Here is a 16,124-nt window from a genome sequence, read left to right on the forward strand (position 1 = left end):
GGTGGCCGAAGCCGTGTCGGTCCTGGAGGCGCTCGACCGCCAGATCGTGCTCCAACACTCCCCGGCCTACGCCGCCCTGGTGCGCGTGACCGCCCCGGCCTCCCCGAGCGCCCGGCACCAGGTGTCGGCCTGAACCGGTCAGTCCTGCGATGTCCGCACTCCCGTCCGCACGCCCACGTCCACGCCCATCGACAGGCGGTCGTCGTCGGCATCGACGCGGACGGTGTCGCCGTCACGGACGTCGCCGGAGAGGATCTCCTTGGCGAGGCGGTCGCCGATCGCGGTCTGGATCAGTCGGCGCAGCGGGCGGGCGCCGTAGGCCGGGTCGTTGCCGTTGTCGGCGAGCCAGGCCAGGGCGGCCGGGGTCACGTCCAGGGTCAGGCGGCGGTCGGCCAGGCGCCGGGCCAGGCCGGCGATCTGGAGCTCGGCGATGTGCCCGAGTTCGTCCTCGGTCAGCGCCGAGAAGACCACCTGGTCGTCGAGGCGGTTCAGGAACTCCGGCCGGAACGAGCCGCGGACCGCCTCCAGCACCCGCGCCCGCTTGTCCCCGGCACTGGTCGTCGGGTCCATCAGGTGCTGGCTGCCCAGGTTCGAGGTCAGGATCAGGATGGTGTTGCGGAAGTCGACCGTCCGGCCCTGACCGTCCGTGAGTCGCCCGTCGTCCAGGACCTGGAGCAGGATGTCGAAGATCTCCGGATGCGCCTTCTCCACCTCGTCGAGCAGCACCACGCTGTACGGGCGCCGGCGCACGGCCTCCGTCAGCTGGCCGCCCTCCTCGTAGCCGACGTAGCCGGGCGGGGCGCCGACGAGCCGGGCCACGCTGTGCTTCTCGCTGTACTCCGACATGTCGATCCGGACCATCGCCCGCTCGTCGTCGAAGAGGAAGTCCGCGAGGGCCTTCGCCAGCTCCGTCTTGCCCACGCCCGTCGGCCCGAGGAAGAGGAACGAGCCCGTCGGCCGGTCCGGGTCCGCGATCCCGGCCCGCGTGCGGCGTACCGCGTCCGACACCGCGCGGACGGCCTCGCCCTGGCCGATCAGACGACGGCCCAGCTCCTCCTCCATCCGCAGCAGCTTCCGCGTCTCGCCCTCCAACAGCCGCCCGGCCGGGATCCCGGTCCAGGCGCCCACCACGTCCGCGATGTCGTCCGGACCTACCTCCTCCTTGACCATCTGTTCGGAGGGGTCGAGGAGGCGGGCGGCCTCCCGTTCGGCTTCGGCGGCCTCGTCCACCTCCCCTTCGAGCGCGGGGATCTCGGCGTAGACGAGCCGGGAGGCGGTGTCGAAGTCGCCGTCGCGCTGAGCGCGTTCGGCCTGGCCGCGCAGGTCGTCGAGGCGCTCCTTCAGCTCGCCGACCCGGTTGAGGGACCGCTTCTCCTTCTCCCAGCGGGCGTTCAGACCGCGCAGCTCCTCGTCCTTGTTCGCGAGGTCCCTGCGGAGCTTCACCAGCCGCTCGCGCGAGGCCGGGTCCGACTCGTTCTTCAGCGCCAGTTCCTCCATCCGCAGCCGGTCCACGGAGCGCTGGAGCTCGTCGATCTCGACCGGCGAGGAGTCGATCTCCATCCGTAGCCGCGACGCCGCCTCGTCGACGAGGTCGATCGCCTTGTCCGGCAGGAAGCGGGAGGTGATGTAGCGGTCCGACAGGGTGGCCGCCGCCACCAGCGCGCTGTCGTTGATGACCACCTTGTGGTGCGCCTCGTACCGTCCCTTGAGCCCGCGCAGGATCGCGACGGCGTCGTCCACCGAGGGTTCGGGGACGAGAACCTGCTGGAAACGCCGCTCCAGCGCGGGATCCTTCTCGATCCGCTCACGGTATTCGTCCAGCGTCGTCGCGCCGACCATGTGCAATTCGCCGCGGGCCAGCATCGGCTTGAGCATGTTGCCCGCGTCCATCGCGGAATCGCCGATGGCGCCGGCGCCCACCACGGTGTGGAGTTCGTCGATGAAGGTGACGATCTGTCCGTCGCTGGATTTGATCTCCGCGAGAACCGCCTTCATGCGTTCCTCGAACTCGCCGCGGAATTTGGCTCCCGCGATCATCGCGCCCAGATCGAGCGAGATCAGCCGCTTGTTCTTCAGGGACTCGGGGACATCGCCCTTGACGATCCGCTGCGCGAGGCCCTCGACCACGGCCGTCTTGCCCACGCCCGGCTCGCCGATCAGCACCGGGTTGTTCTTCGTGCGGCGCGAGAGCACCTGCACCACCCGGCGGATCTCCTGGTCCCGGCCGATCACCGGGTCGAGCTTGCCCTCACGGGCCGCCGCCGTGAAGTCGGTGCCGAACTTCTCCAGCGCCTCGCACTGGTCCTCCGGGTCGGGAGTGCTCACTCGCCGGTTCTCCTCACATGGGTCGTCTCCCGTGCCCGGCCGCGCGCGACCACAGGTGGGTCCAGTGTCCGAGATCCACAGGTGCCTTGGGCGAGAAGAAAGTTGACTCCCGGGGCATCTGGTTGATCGTCGCCGGTTCAACCGAATTCCGCCGCGGAGGCTCCTCTCCGTAGGCCAAAGGTTGATCGGCCGCAGACCCCGGATGACAAATGCCCGGCAGGCTTCCATATCTATTGTTTTCGTTTGACACGTCGTTGAACCGTTGGCCATGATCCTCAACAGAATCCACGGACTCGAAACCGGCTACAGGCCAGGCGGCGCGGCATTGCTTCCGCACCCGGCCCCGGAGGACGGGTAACCCTTTCCATTCCCCCACGACGGAAAGTGTGAACCGCTCCAGGATTCACCCCCGACCCCAGGATCAGCCCTCGGGGCAACTCACCAAGAAGGAGTGCTGGATGGCAACCTACCTGGCCCCCGGCGTATTCGTTGAAGAATCCGTCGGCGGTTCCCGCCCCGTGGAGGGCGTCGGAACCTCCGTAGCCGCCTTCGTCGGATTCGCTGAGCAGGGACCGCTCAACGAGCCGGTCCGCATCACCAACTGGGGTCAGTTCACCAAGACCTTCGGCGAGTTCATCGAGGGTTCCTACCTCGCGCACTCCGTCTACGGCTACTTCACCAACGGCGGCGGCACCTGTTACGTCGTCCGCGTCGGCGGGTCCGGCAAGGAAGCGGTGGAGGGCGGCACCCAGTCCGTGGGCGCCGCACCGACCAAGGTGCTCGGCGGCTTCCGCGTCGCCGCGCTGCCGGTCGCCGCGGGCCGTGACATCTCCGTCGACGTGCAGAAGAAGCCCGTCGACCCGAAGGCCAAGCGTCCGGCCGCCGGCGCCACCGCGAAGGTGGGCGGCAAGGACGGTGACGCCGCTGCCGAGGGCGACACCTTCACCTTCACCGTGAAGGTGGACGGCTCCGCCGCCGAGACCTTCGACGTCAGCGCCGACAAGGCCTCCCCGGCCTACGTGGTGACGCAGGTCAAGGAGCGCTCCCAGTACGTCATGGTGGAGGAGGCCCCGGCCGCCACCGGCACCGCCCTGGCCCTGCCCGACTCCTCCTCGCTGGCCCTCCCCGGCGCCCCCAAGGGCGAGGCCGCGGGCTGCGAGGTCGTGGCCAAGGACGTCGTCGGCAAGTACGTCGGCAAGGTCAACGACCGCTCGGGCCTGTCCGGCCTGGAGGCCATCGACGACATCACCATGGTGATGGCCCCGGACCTGATGGCCGCCTACCAGGCGGGCAACGTCAGCCGCGAGCAGGTCAAGGCCATCCAGATGGCCATGATCAACCACTGCGAGAACATGGCCAACCGCATGGCCATCCTCGACCCGCTGCCGGACATGGGCCCCACCGAGGTCTACGAGTGGCGGCAGAACGAGGCGGGCTTCGACTCGAAGTACGCCACGCTCTACTACCCCTGGATCCAGGTCGCGGACCCGTCCTCCGGCGAGGGCTTCCTCATGCCGCCGTCGGGTCACGTCGCCGGCCTGTGGGCCCGCAACGACGAGGAGCGCGGGGTTCACAAGGCCCCGGCCAACGAGGTGCTGCGCGGTGCGCTCGACCTCGGCATCCAGGTCACCAAGGGCGAGCAGGAGCAGCTGAACCCGGCGGGCATCAACTGCATCCGCAGCTTCCCGGGCCGTGGCATCCGCATCTGGGGCGCCCGCACGCTCTCCAGCGACCCGGCCTGGCGCTACCTGAACGTCCGTCGCCTCTTCAACTACCTGGAGGAGTCGATCTACCTGGGTTCGCAGTGGGCCGTCTTCGAGCCCAACGACGAGCACCTCTGGTCCAAGATCCGCCGCAACATCTCCGCGTTCCTCACGAACGAATGGCGCGACGGCGCCCTCTTCGGCTCGACGCCGGAAGAGGCCTTCTACGTCCGCTGCGACGCGAGCACGAACCCGCCCGAGGTCATCGACGCGGGCCGGGTCGTCTGCGAGATCGGTGTCGCACCGGTCAAGCCGGCCGAGTTCGTCGTCTTCCGGATCGCCCAGGATTCGATGTCGGGCGAATAGCGCAATCTGCAGTTCGGCATCGATAACCGCAAATTCACATCCAGTTAGAAGGAGAGAATAGTGCTCGTTACTTACACTGCACAGTTCGACAAGATCGAAATCAAGCGCATCGTCCAGGACGGTTCGGGGGCATCCATGCAGCCCCTGGGGTCCAGGGAGGTGCTCGAAATGGTCACCACGGACGAAAAGGGCAATCCCAAGACCAACCTCTACGTGAGCCCCAACGTAAAGGCTGTGGATATCTCGTTCGAATTCCATAACGAGCCGGGTACGGTCGAGCCCTTTACGAAGCTGATGGCTTTGTACCACAAGGCTGACCCGGGTGTGAACAAGGCGGTCACCGGGGTAAGCGGCACCGTTACGAGGTTCACCAACGGCGAAAGCCCCTTCCCGGTGAACTATGAAGAGTGTCTCGTGTCTGAGCTCACTCCCACGGATCACGGCGGCCGCATCACGATCAAGGGTGTGCCGAAGGGTAAGGCGTAATGAGGAGGGGGCGCCTGTCGGAGGGGAATGTCGGCTTTGAAGGCGGCACGTCCAACGCCCTGCACGTGCCCCCGGAGATATCGGTTGCCGCGGGAGGGGCCACCCCTCCCGCGGCAGGCCCGACCGAATTTCCGTTCATCCTGCCGCGGGGCTACGTGGATCAGCGTGGGAAGACGCACAGGGCCGGCTCCATGCGCATCGCCACGGCGAGCGACGAACTCACCTCGCTGACCGACGTGCGGGTCATTCACCATCCCGCTTACCTTTCGGTGGTCCTTCTCGGCAAGGTCATCACTCGCCTGGGTACGCTCGAAGAGGTTGACCCGGAAGTGGCGGGTGGGCTCTACGCGGTCGACCTGGCCTTCCTGCAAAAGTTCTACGAAAAGATCAACGTCGACGGATCCCCGATCGCGTCGACCGTGTGCCCGAGCTGTGAACACGAATTCGATGTGGACATGGGGAGCCGCCTGGGGGGATGAAGGTGTACGCGGCGGCGGACTTGCGTTCCGAGATCGCGTACATTGCCTACCATTTCCACTGGTCTCACAGGGAAATCCTCGATATGGACCACGTTCAGCGGCGTGCCTACATCAAGGAAATCGGGGATATCAACCAGCTGCTCGACGACAGGAATTAGCCCATGAACCCGGCCACCGGACGCACTGCCGCTGCGCCGATTTCCCCGGCCGAGGGCGTTCATCCGGCTCCCCGCGGGCCGGTGTTCCTGCCGGAGTCGATTCGCCCGGTCAGTACGCACGTCCAGCTCACCACCGGTAGGTGGCGGGAGGGCGACGCGCTGGTGGCCTCGCGGGACCACAGGATCCTGAGCGTGCTGGTCACGCATGTCGACCCCGAAGCCCCGCTGATCTCCCGCTTCGACCCGGAATCGCCCGCATGGCAGTTCGCGGCGGGCATCCCGGCCCGGCGCACCGTCGCTCCGTTCCGCTGGCGGACACCGGCCGCTGCCGGCGGGCATCCGGTCGGGGTCCCGGCCGCGGCCGATCCTCTCGTCGCCCGCCCCTGGCGGGGCCTGCCCGTTCCCCGCGAGGAGGCCGGTCCGACGACGCGCCGTGTGACGTCCGGTCAGGAACCGTCTCGGGCGGCCGCCGGGCAAGCGGCAGTGCCACGGGTCCCGTTGTCCGAGCGCCTCGGGCAGGCATGGGCCTCGTCCCGTGCCGCCGTGCGCATCCGGCGGGGCGCTCGGGCCGCGGCTCACACGGAGCGTCGGCAGGAGGCGGGTGCCGGCCCCACTCAGCACCGACCGCGGCCGACGGAGGCACCCACCCCTTCAACGACGGCTCCGCGTCCGGACGGGGCCACCGGCACCGGCATCCCGGCCGGCCCGTCCCCGGAGGCGATCGCGGACCCGTCCGTCGCGCACTTCGGTGCCACGCCGGCGGCGCGTCCCTCCCCCGTCCGCCTTCCCGCTCCGGAGCCGCGGAGCGACGTCGGTACGGAGCCCGCTCACGGGGAGTCGGAGCACACGGCGCGGCCCTCCCGGCCATCGGCCGGCACGCGGGGCGACACCGCTCACGGCGTGGCGTCGGATCCGGGCACTGCACCACCCATCGCGAGGCGATCCGAACGCTCCGCCACAGCCGCGACCGCTCCCGTGGACTCCGCTCCCGCCACGCAGGGGCGTGCCGAGGAGTCCACGCCGACCACCACGACCGCTCACGGCGTCCCCACCGAACACGGAGCGGGCGAGCCCGTACCGACGCCCGCAGGTGCCGCACCCGCACCCGCAGCCGCCACACCCGACGCATCGCTGCGCGGCCTTCAGCGGTCCACCGCCCCCATACCCGCCCCCGAGCCCCAGGTGGCCGAGAGCGAGGGCGTGCCCGTGAGGTTGCCCGAGGGGAAGGCCCACACACCCACACCCACACCCGAGCCCCAGCGGTCCACCGGCCACGCACCCACCCCCGAGCCCCGGGTGGCCGAGAGCGAGGGCGTGGGCGCGAGGTTGCCCGAGGGGGAGGTCCAGGCATCGCTGCGCGGCCTTCAGCGGTCCACCGCCCCCATACCCGCCCCCGAGCCCCAGGTGGCCGAGAGCGAGGGCGTGCGCGCGAGGTTGCCCGAGGGGGATGCCCACGCATCGCCCCGCCGCCCCCGGCGGTCCACCACCCACGCATCCACACCCGAGCCGCAGGCACCCGTGCTCGCCGAGGCCGAAGGCGTGCCCACCGAGGAGACCCCTCGTACAGGCCCGGACGTGTCGGCACAGGCGGCTTCGGAGCCCCGCGCCGCGGAGGCACGGGCGACGGGCACCGCACCGGCACCCGCCGTAGCGGAAGGCCCGTCGACCCTGCCCGCCACCGGGCCCGGCCCCGGCTCTGTGACCGTCGCTGCCCCGGGACGGTACGTGCACACGTCGTCCGCCGCCCCCGAGGACCCGGACGCTCCGCCGCAGGATTTCGAGGTCGTACTCGCGTCTGCGCCCGCACCCGTCGGTCGATCGGCCACGCACACCGGGGCTGAGGAAGCACCGACCGAGACGGCTGACCGCAGCCGGCCGCGCGGGCTCCGCTCCTTCCGGTGGCTCTCGATGACCGGGGCGGCCGTGCGGCGACGCCTTCGCGGTACGGCGCACCGCGCGGCCGAGGGCACCGCGTCCCACCACGCCCCGACCCGGGTGACCACCGGACCGTCCCCCGCCGTGGGGACGCGGCAGGACACCGGCGCGGATACGGGTACGGTCACGGACGCGGCCGCGACGAGCGCGCACACCGCCGGCCCGTCGGCCGGGGGCGGAGCTTCCGAGCCGACGTCCGTCCACGGCCGGGTTCCCGGATCCGGCGCGGTTTCCTCGCGGGGTCGACTGCCCGGGACGACGGCCGACAGCGGTCCGGCTCGACCCGCGGCTGTGCGGACGAACGGCCCGTCGGGGCCGGACGCCGGTGCCCGCGGCCACCGGCAGAGCCACCCCCGGAGCCTTCCGACAGCGAGGCCGGGCAGGGCCGCCGCGCCCGTGACGGCTACGCCCTCCGACACCGCCGTTCCGGAGCCGACCCCGGCCCGCGGGGTCCCCGCGGGTGTCCGCGAGGACGTCACCGGCGCCCCCGTGCCGGGCGCGGGCGCGGAGCCCGCGCCGCTCCCCGGAGCGAGCGCCGCGCCCGGTGCACCGGGCGGCGACAGCACCCCGGCACGGACCTCCGGCCGGATACCCGCCGACCCCGCGCCGCAGGCCGCGCCCCGGGCCGCGGTCCGGCTGAGGACCGGTGCCGAGGCGGACCCTCGTTCCCCGGTCCCGGGTCCGCTGGTTCCCCGCCGGGCCGGGACCCGTGCCGCGGACGCCCGGCCTTCCTCGCCCCGCCCGACCACGCACGTCGAGCGGCAGCGCATGACGCCGCTGGACGCCGGAGTCCCCGGCGACGCCGCGCGGGCGGCCGTACCGGCGCCCGCTCCGGTGCCCCTCCGAGCGCCCACCGAGGCCGCCTCCAACGTCGCTTCCCCGCCGGGCCGTACGCCCGCACCCCCCACCGCCACGGCCGACATCAAGCCGGCTCACGGCCCCACGGCCACGGAACGGACCGTTACCCCCGACCCGGCCACCCGGCCCCTCGCGGTGGACGCCCCTTCCTCCTCCGACTCCGAGAGCGTGACGAAGCCGCTCCCGCACCACTCCGGTGACGCCCCGGCAACCGCTGCGGCCGTGACCGACGAGGCGGTGCGCCGGTATCCGGGGACGACGCCCGCAGATGTCGATCTCGATGTCACGGAACCCACCCCGTCGTCCCGGCGAGCAAAACGGACTGCGCGGGACCTCCCCTCCCGCACCGGCTCGTACGACACCGGCTCGTACGACACCGGCTCGTACGACGCCCCGGCAGCGGAGCACGGAACGAGCGGGCCCGCCCGGGCAGCGGCCGAGGAGGAGCCGCGCGCTCGCGAACCCTTCGAATCCCACGCGGCCCGCGCGCCGCTCCCCGCCGCTGAAGCGAGCCCGGTACCGCTCGCCGCCGGCGCGCCTGACGGCAGCCCGGTCGTACTCGGCGGGGCCGAGCCCGCGCAGCGGTCGGCGCTGCCGGCACCGCACCGCCGCGGAGCCACCTCGTGGCGCCCCGCCGAGCGCACGGACGGTACGGAGCGCACGGAGCGCACGGACGGCGAGGTCGGGCACGCCTCGGTCGTCGTACCGGTGCGGGGCGCGTCCGCCCGGGCGTCCCAGGGGGATGCCGGGACCGCGGCGGCCACGCCGCACCTTCCGATGCCCTCGGCGGGGAACGCGTCGCGCCACCTGGAGAGCAAGGCCACGAGCCGCACCGATCGGGCACGGGGCGACGACGCACCGCGTGCCCGGTCCGCCGCGACGGGCGACCGTCCCGCGCGCCCCGGAACCGCCTCCGACGCCATCGCCCCGGACCGACCGGGGATGCGCGGAGCCACCGGAGTTCCGGACCGCTCGGCCCCAGCCGGACACGAAACCCGGCGCACGGGCGGCCGGCCCACCAGCACGACGACGACCCCTGACCAGTCCGACCAGGCCGACCAGGCCGACCGGCCGGAGCGCCCGCACCGGGCGCCGCGTCGATCCGAAGCCGGGCGAGTACAGCCGCATCCGGCCCCGGCTCCGAAGACGTCTTCGACGCCGACGCCGACGCCGACGCCGGCCCCGAAGACGACGCCGGCCCCGAAGACGATGGCCGGGACCAAGCCGGACGCGGCGCCGCGCGAGGGGACCGGCTCCGGGCCCGGGCAGTCGGCTCCTTCGCGGCCGTCCGGCCGGCGCGGCCGGGCAGCCGCGGCCCCGGGCACGTCCGGGGCGGTCCCCCTCCGCTTCGTAGCGATGAGCACCCCGCCCCCGGCCGACCTCCGTGCCCACCGGCCCACCAGTACGGCCACGGCGCCCCCGTACGTATCCCGGCGGGAGCTTCCGGGGCACCCCACCGGGATTCCCGTTCCGGCGACGGAAGCCACCCAGGTCGTCGCACCCGCTCCGTTCCGGGCGCCCGCCGCCCGTCTTCCGGTTCCGCCGGTGGTCGGCGAAGGCCTTCCGCATGCGTGGGTCCTCACACCCTTCGCCCCTGAGGGGTACCCCGGACCTCCCCGGCCGCTCCCGGGACCGGGAACGGCTCCGGGAACGGCTCCGGGAACGGAAGCCGCCCCGGTCGAGAGGGCGGCCGTGGACCTGATCCCGGAGGCCCCTGATGGGCGGGCCGTCTTCCGGCCGGCCACCGCCGCGGGAGGCCCCCGGCCACCGAGGCAGTCCCGACCCGCCGACGGACAGGCCGTGTTCGAGCCGATCGCCGGAGCGCACCCGTCATGGCGGCCGTGCTCGACCGGTGGGCACGCCGTCTTCCGGCCGATCGCACCACCGGCGCCGAGGGAACCCTCGTACGGGGTCGGCGGCGCCCGCGAACCAGCGGGCGGGACCCAGACGTCCACACAGGCCGAAGCATCCCCCGAGTGGGGCATTCCACCAGGTATCCCCTATGTGAACGAGGAGGCATAGTCGTGGCACCCAAGCCTGGGCTCGCATCGTCCAGAGGTTTCGCCCTGACGTTCCCCCAGCCCCAACCCAAGGACCCCATCTGGCGGTTCACCGGGCTCGAAGGCCTCTCCATGTGGATGGAGGGAGATGAACTCCATGCCGGAGGTGACAACGGGTCCTCGCACTACCTGCCCACCCTCATGAAGTACAAGCCCCTTGTGCTCTCCCGCCCGACCAGCGAGGACACGCCGGCCATGTGCCAGTGGGTCATCGACAACATGAAGAACCCCATGCCCCGCACGGGGCGGGTCTCCGTCTACGTGAACGAACCGAAGTCTCCCTTGTTCGTGATCGAGTTCTACGACCTCGTGCCGGTCGCCTGGCGGGGACCGACGCTGAGCACCGAGAGCCACGTCGTCGCCAGCGAGGAGATCGAGTTCGTCCACCGCGGCTTCAAGTTCCTGACCGAGAAGGAGAAGACCGAGTAGCGGGAGACCGAGAAGCCGAAGATCGACTAGGGAGACGAAATGCAACCGGCCGAACTGACCGCGCACAAGCCGCCCATCGGGGCGCAGACGGATCCTGGCGATGAGGTGGGCAAGCTGGAGATCCACTACAACCCCACGCACCTGAGTCTCGTCAAGGAGACCCAGTGGGCGCGGCATTCCGCTCGCCTGGCACCGCACGCGTCCGTACCGGAATTCCTCGGCAGCCAGCCCAGGGTCCTGACGATGCCCGTGGTGTTGGAAGAGGTCGCTGCCCAGAGCCCGGACGGCAGCCGCAAGGACCCCACCAGCGTCGACAAGGAGATCGAGAAGCTCATCGCGTGGTGCGAGCCCGAAAAGACCGCGCGGAACGCCAACGAGTCCTCACCGCCCTGGCTCAAGCTCAGCTGGGGTCAGGTCAGGACGGTCACGTTCTGGATGGTCCTGAAGAGGGTGTCCGTGCAGTACACCCGTTTCTCCGAGGACGGACGTGTCCTACGGGCCCAGTGCGAGCTCGTCATGGAGGAGATCGGAATATGACGGGACGTCTGACGGACCCGCAGCTCGCAAGGTCACCCGGATCCCCCTCGGCCCGGCAGGTCTGCGTAGTGGTGCGCGGCGACTCCTTGCAGTCGATCGCGGCGCGGCACAGCGGCCGCGCGGTCGACTGGCGGCGCATCGCCGAACTGAACGGGATCGACGATCCGTCCAAGTTGCGGCCGGGACGCACCCTCCTGCTGCCGGGCCCGGCCGAGTACTGACCGCCGACGGCACGCCAGGTATTCCACCGCCCCCTCCCCTCACGTACCCGTCACTCCCGCACACGTAAGGACAGACACATGACCGGGCGCCACACCGCCGGGCTGGACATCATCGTGAACGGCACGTCCATCCTGCCCAAGATCGCCGAGGTCCTGGCATGGGTCTCGGTGGAGGAGGACGGGCGCACTTCGGCCAAGGCGGAGATCGGCTTCCGGGACCCGCGCAACGCGTCGCTGTTCAAGAAGTCCGGCATCGAGCTGAGCAGCGAGATCGAGGTCAAGGCGAAAACGGGCTCGGGTGAACTCATCTCCGTCTTCAAGGGCGAAGTCACCGAGTGCGAGGCCCGGGCCTCCGCCGACACGTCGGGCTCGTCCGGGCACACCGGCGGCATGCTGACCGTGATCCGCGGGCGGGACCTCTCCCACCGGCTGCGCCTGGGCCGGCGGACGGCCGCCTACGAAGGCAAGACGGCGGGCGAGATCGTCAAGCAGGTCGTCGAGCGGGCCCATCTCCACCAGTGTGAGGTCGAGGACACCGGGTTCCAGTACGAGCACCTCAGCCAGCCCGGCATGTCGGACTGGGACTTCCTCGGTCACCTGGCCCGGGAGAACGGACGCGATCTGTACTTCCGTGACGGGAAGTTGCACTTCAAGAAGCGGGTGCCGGCCGGGGCCGGTCAGGATGCTCTCCTGCACTTCGGGGACAACCTGATCAGTGTGCAGACGGCCGCGTCGCTGGCCCACCAGGTCCCGAAGGTGGAGGTGCGAGGCTGGGACCGGGAGGGTAGGAAGGCGGTCGTTTCCGAGGCGAGGACACCCGGGGGCGGGGCGTGGGGAGGTCAGGCCAAGAGTTCCTCCGCCCCCTACGCACCCCTGGTGCTGACGGACCTGCCGCGCACGAAGAGCGCCAGTGCCCCCACCGCGGCCGCCGCCGTGGCCAAGAGCATGGCCGAGGAGGTCGGGGCGGGTCTCATGCGGCTGCACGCCGTGACGCGGGGCGAGCCCAAGCTCCGCCTGCGCTCCGTGGTGAAGCTGAAGGGGCTCGGCGAGCAGTTCGAGGGACGGTTCACCGTGACCAAGGTGCGGCACCACTTCCACCCGGTGCAGGGCTACCGGACCGAGCTGACGGTCGACGAGGGCGGCAACCGGGCGGTGGCCGGACAGCCCGGCGACGCGGAGGCGGGGATGCGCCGCATCCCCGGGTTCATGCGGGGCAAGGTCACCGACATCAAGGACCCGAAGAAGCTCGGCCGGGTCCGGGTGAAGCTGGACTGCCTGGACAAGGACTACGTGACCACCTGGGCGGAGACCGTCCAACTGAGCGGCAGCCGGGGCCATGGCGTCGTCCTGCCGTGGGTCGGAGACGTGGTGGCGGTCGTCTTCGAGCAGGGCCGTCTGGACAGCCCGCTCGTGGTCGGCGCCGTCGACGACCCCATCGACAAGGTCACACACACGATGGACCTCGTCGACGGTGGCAAGGGCAGTCCCAACCTGCGGACGTTCGCCTCGAAGAACGGTCACCGGCTGGAGCTGAAGGACGCGGACGGCTCCGGCACGGGCGCGACCCTGACCACCGGTGGCGACGGCAAGCTGAAGATCCAGCTCGACCTGAGCGAGACCGTCATCTCCATCGACAGCAAGGGCGCGGTCGACATCAAGGCGGCGGACGGCGTCTCGATAGACGCGGGTAAGGGTCTCCTGAAGCTCAAGGGCAACTCCGTGCTCGTCAGCGCCAGGCAGGAGATCTCGCTTGAGGCCGGCACCGTCGATGTGAAGGCGCGGGGCAAGCTCCGGGCACACGGCGCCCTGGCCGAGTTCTCGGGTGACACCGTGGCGAAGCTCACGGCCGCGATGGTCAACATCAACTGATGTCCGCACCTGCGCACACCCCGCCCACATCCCTACCGCAACCCTGTGACCCGAAGACCGGCGGCTTGATCCCATGACCAATCTCTTCCTCGGCCACGGCTGGTCCTTCCCCCTGGGCGTGAGCCCCTCCGGCGGGATCGCCATGGCGGCCGGCCCCACGGACGTCGAGCAGTCCGTCCGGCTGATCCTGAACACTGAGCCCGGCGAGCGGCCCATGCGGCCGGAGTTCGGCTGCGCGGTGCGCGACTACGTCTTCGCCTCGTTCGACTCCGCCACCGGCGCCGCGCTCACGCAGGAGGTGCGCCGGGCGCTGGAGCGGTGGGAGCCGCGGATCGTCGTGGACGACGTGCGGGTGGTGCGGATCGCGCACCACCAGGAGGTGGTCGAGATCCACGTCGTCTACCACCTCTCCGGCACCAACAGCCCCCAGAACCTGGTCCACCCCTTCTACCTGATCCCCACGCGCGACACCGCGGGTCAGCAGACCGAGCCACGAAGGAGGGACAGCGATGTCTCTGCCTAGCCCCCACCTGGACGACCGTCGCTTCGAGGACCTCGTCGACGACGCGATGCGCTTCATCCAGCGCCGCTGCCCCGAGTGGACCGACCACAACGTGTCCGACCCCGGTGTGGCGCTGGTCGAGGCCTTCGCGCAGATGGTCGACCAGCTCTCGTACCGGGTCGACCGGATACCCGAGAAGGTCCAGTTGGGCTTCCTCGACCTGCTCGGTGTGCAGCTGACGGCCCCTCAGGCGGCCACGACGGAGGTGACGTTCACCCTCTCCGCGCCGCAGCCCGCGGCGGTCGTCGTCGAGGCCGGGACGGAGGTGGCGAGCGTCCGGACCGGTAGTACCCCGGCGCGCGTGTTCACCGCGGACCGGGAGCTCACGATCGTCCCCACCACCCTGACCCACATCGGGTCGGCCGGGGCCGGGCAGCCGCCCGAGCTGGTGACCGAGCGGTTCCTCTCGGGCGAGCCCGTCACCTGCTTCGCGACGCCGCCGGTCCCCGGCGACGTCCTGCTCGTCGGCCTGGACAACGCGGCTCCGCGCTGCGCGGTCACGCTGCGCGTGGAGTGCCGGATGGACGGCGTCGGCGTGGACCCGCGGCGCCCGCCGCGGGTGTGGGAGGCGTGGTGCGGGGAGGGCTGGGTGCCCTGTGAGGTGGAGAGCGACGGCACCGGCGGTCTCAACCGGCCGGGTGACGTCCTGCTGCACGTGCCCGACGGACACGTGACATCGCTCCTCGGGCGCCGCAAGGCGGGCTGGCTGCGCTGCCGGATCGTCGACGCGGCCCCGGGGCAGCCGCCGTACTCCTCCTCCCCGAAGGTGTCGGCCCTGGAGGTCTACACCGTGGGCGGGACGACCGGTGCGGTGGAGGGCGAGGGAGTCCCGCGCGACGAACTGGGCGTCTCCGACGGCACCCCCGGGCAGTCCTTCACGGTGCACCGCACTCCGGTGGTCGCCGGATCGCTGCGCGCGGTGGCGGCGGAGACCTCGGCGGGCCGGCGGTTGTGGAAGGTGGTGCCCTCGTTCGCCGAGTCCGGGCCGCGCGACCGGCACGTGACCGTCGACGAGGTGAACGGCACCGTGCGCTTCGGCCCGGCCGTGCGCCAGCCGGACGGCGCGGTGCGCCAGTACGGGGCCGTGCCCGAGATCGGCGCCCGGATCACCGCGGGCGGCTACCGGCGCGGCGGCGGCCGCAGCGGCAACGTGGCGGCGTCCACGCTGACCGTGCTGCGCACGCCGGTCTCGCTGGTGTCCCGGGTGGAGAACCGGATCCCCGCGACCGGCGGGGTGGACGTGGAATCGGTGGAGGGCCTCAAGCAGCGCGCCGGACACTGGTTGCGCACCCAGGACCGGGCCGTGACCGCGAAGGACTACGAGGCGATCGCGAAGGCGGCCTGCCGGGACGCGGGCCGCGTCGAGTGCGTGGCCGAGGCCGAGAGCTCCGAACACGCGGGCCTGGTACGGGTGTTGCTCGTACCCCGGGTACGGGATGTGCGCGAGGAGGACAGCTGGCGCGAGCTGGTGCCCCCGGAGCCCATGCTGGCCGCCGCCGCGCGCGCCGTGGAAGCGGCCCGGCCGCTGGGCGTGCTGGTGTCCGTGAGCGGGCCCGCCTACCAGGGCGTGACGGTCGTCGCCGAGGTGGAGGCGGCCAAGGGCGCGGACCGGGCCGAGGTCAAGGAGCGGGTGCTGCGGTCGCTGTACGAGTGCCTGAGCCCGCTACCCGCCACGCAGGGCCCCGACGGCATCGCCGCCGGCGCGGGAAGCCGGTCGGGCTGGCCGCTGGGCCGCGCGCTGCGGCTGAGCGACCTGTACGCGGTGGCCGCGCGCTGCGAGGACGTCGAGTCGGTGGTGAAGCTGGAGATGTACCCCGCCGACATCGGCACGGGAGAGCGGATGCCCGCGTCCGACCGGATCGAGATCGGCCCCGCGACGCTCTTCCTCTCCTTCCGCCACCAGGTCGCCGTGAAGAACGCCCGCTAGCGCTGTGACCGGAAAGGTTCACCGTGTCGCGGCGCCCGGCACGGCACCTCTCCCCCAGCTACCGCTGGGAGGTGCCCCCTGCGTTGTCGGACCACGACGGTACGTCCAGTACGAGCCGTGGCCCTCCGTCTTGCGATGCACCGCACCGGACACCGCGACCCGGCAAACCTTTCCGGCCACAGCACTAGCGCCGGACACCCACAAGGGAG

General features: G+C 71.4%; 12 protein-coding genes and 1 pseudogene. 12 read left to right on the forward strand and 1 reads right to left on the reverse strand.

All coding sequences use genetic code 11. The annotated features are described in order from the left end of the window. The first annotated feature begins 1 nt into the window (after nt 1). Nucleotides 2–133 (forward strand): hypothetical protein, encoded by a 132-nt coding sequence (locus ACIQWR_RS20060; RefSeq protein WP_404011103.1) that lies wholly within the window; start codon nt 2–4, stop codon nt 131–133. Nucleotides 134–138: 5 nt separating this feature from the next. Here the strand turns inward: ACIQWR_RS20060 and ACIQWR_RS20065 are convergent. Then, nucleotides 139–2,331, reverse strand: a pseudogene (locus ACIQWR_RS20065) (ATP-dependent Clp protease ATP-binding subunit); the annotation flags it as partial. A 452-nt stretch (nt 2,332–2,783) separates the two neighbouring features. On the opposite strand from ACIQWR_RS20065, the gene ACIQWR_RS20070 reads away from it, so the two are divergent. From ACIQWR_RS20070 to ACIQWR_RS20120, 11 genes are all read left to right on the forward strand, one after another. Beyond that, on the forward strand, nt 2,784–4,394 hold the full coding sequence (locus ACIQWR_RS20070; RefSeq protein ID WP_404011106.1) for a phage tail sheath family protein: 1,611 nt from the start codon (nt 2,784–2,786) through the stop codon (nt 4,392–4,394). 60 nt (nt 4,395–4,454) lie between these two features. Continuing rightward, on the forward strand, nt 4,455–4,880 hold the full coding sequence (locus tag ACIQWR_RS20075; protein ID WP_404011109.1) for a hypothetical protein: 426 nt from the start codon (nt 4,455–4,457) through the stop codon (nt 4,878–4,880). A gap of 191 nt (nt 4,881–5,071) precedes the next feature. Then, nucleotides 5,072–5,359: a hypothetical protein gene (locus tag ACIQWR_RS20080; RefSeq protein ID WP_404011111.1), complete on the forward strand. Its 288-nt coding sequence runs from the start codon at nt 5,072–5,074 to the stop codon at nt 5,357–5,359. Further along, entirely contained in the window at nt 5,356–5,517 is a 162-nt protein-coding gene (locus ACIQWR_RS20085) for a DUF6760 family protein (protein ID WP_404011114.1), read from the forward strand. Before ACIQWR_RS20080 ends, ACIQWR_RS20085 begins: the two co-directional genes overlap by 4 nt. 2,331 nt (nt 5,518–7,848) lie before the next feature. Then, entirely contained in the window at nt 7,849–10,332 is a 2,484-nt protein-coding gene (locus ACIQWR_RS20090) for a hypothetical protein (protein ID WP_404011116.1), read from the forward strand. Between the two features lie 2 nt (nt 10,333–10,334). Next, a complete protein-coding gene (locus ACIQWR_RS20095; RefSeq protein WP_404011119.1) occupies nt 10,335–10,799 on the forward strand; it encodes a phage tail protein in 465 nt (154 codons plus the stop codon). Between the two features lie 39 nt (nt 10,800–10,838). Beyond that, nucleotides 10,839–11,336 carry a hypothetical protein gene (locus tag ACIQWR_RS20100; protein WP_404011122.1) on the forward strand — a complete coding sequence of 166 codons (498 nt, stop codon included), beginning with the start codon at nt 10,839–10,841 and terminating at the stop codon, nt 11,334–11,336. Beyond that, nucleotides 11,333–11,557, forward strand: a complete 225-nt coding sequence (locus ACIQWR_RS20105; protein ID WP_404011125.1) for a LysM peptidoglycan-binding domain-containing protein — start codon at nt 11,333–11,335, stop codon at nt 11,555–11,557. Before ACIQWR_RS20100 ends, ACIQWR_RS20105 begins: the two co-directional genes overlap by 4 nt. Before the next feature lie 78 nt (nt 11,558–11,635). Next, entirely contained in the window at nt 11,636–13,426 is a 1,791-nt protein-coding gene (locus tag ACIQWR_RS20110; RefSeq protein ID WP_404011128.1) for a VgrG-related protein, read from the forward strand. A gap of 73 nt (nt 13,427–13,499) precedes the next feature. Next, complete coding sequence (locus tag ACIQWR_RS20115; protein ID WP_404011131.1) at nt 13,500–13,949, forward strand: GPW/gp25 family protein; 450 nt, start codon at nt 13,500–13,502, stop codon at nt 13,947–13,949. Then, on the forward strand, nt 13,936–15,915 hold the full coding sequence (locus ACIQWR_RS20120) for a putative baseplate assembly protein (RefSeq protein WP_404011134.1): 1,980 nt from the start codon (nt 13,936–13,938) through the stop codon (nt 15,913–15,915). The genes ACIQWR_RS20115 and ACIQWR_RS20120 overlap by 14 nt, the downstream gene beginning before the upstream one ends. Nucleotides 15,916–16,124: the final 209 nt, after the last annotated feature.

This window comes from Streptomyces sp. NPDC098789 (assembly GCF_044759975.1).
Classification (GTDB): Bacteria; Actinomycetota; Actinomycetes; order Streptomycetales; family Streptomycetaceae; genus Streptomyces.

Bases quoted from the DNA above. Each gene is read 5' to 3' on its own strand.
- ACIQWR_RS20070 (WP_404011106.1), top strand. From the start codon at position 2,784: ATGGCAACCTACCTGGCCCCCGGCGTATTCGTTGAAGAATCCGTCGGC.
- ACIQWR_RS20080 (WP_404011111.1), top strand. From the start codon at position 5,072: ATGCGCATCGCCACGGCGAGCGACGAACTCACCTCGCTGACCGACGTG.
- ACIQWR_RS20085 (WP_404011114.1), top strand. From the start codon at position 5,356: ATGAAGGTGTACGCGGCGGCGGACTTGCGTTCCGAGATCGCGTACATT.
- ACIQWR_RS20100 (WP_404011122.1), top strand. From the start codon at position 10,839: ATGCAACCGGCCGAACTGACCGCGCACAAGCCGCCCATCGGGGCGCAG.
- ACIQWR_RS20105 (WP_404011125.1), top strand. From the start codon at position 11,333: ATGACGGGACGTCTGACGGACCCGCAGCTCGCAAGGTCACCCGGATCC.
- ACIQWR_RS20110 (WP_404011128.1), top strand. From the start codon at position 11,636: ATGACCGGGCGCCACACCGCCGGGCTGGACATCATCGTGAACGGCACG.
- ACIQWR_RS20115 (WP_404011131.1), top strand. From the start codon at position 13,500: ATGACCAATCTCTTCCTCGGCCACGGCTGGTCCTTCCCCCTGGGCGTG.
- ACIQWR_RS20120 (WP_404011134.1), top strand. From the start codon at position 13,936: ATGTCTCTGCCTAGCCCCCACCTGGACGACCGTCGCTTCGAGGACCTC.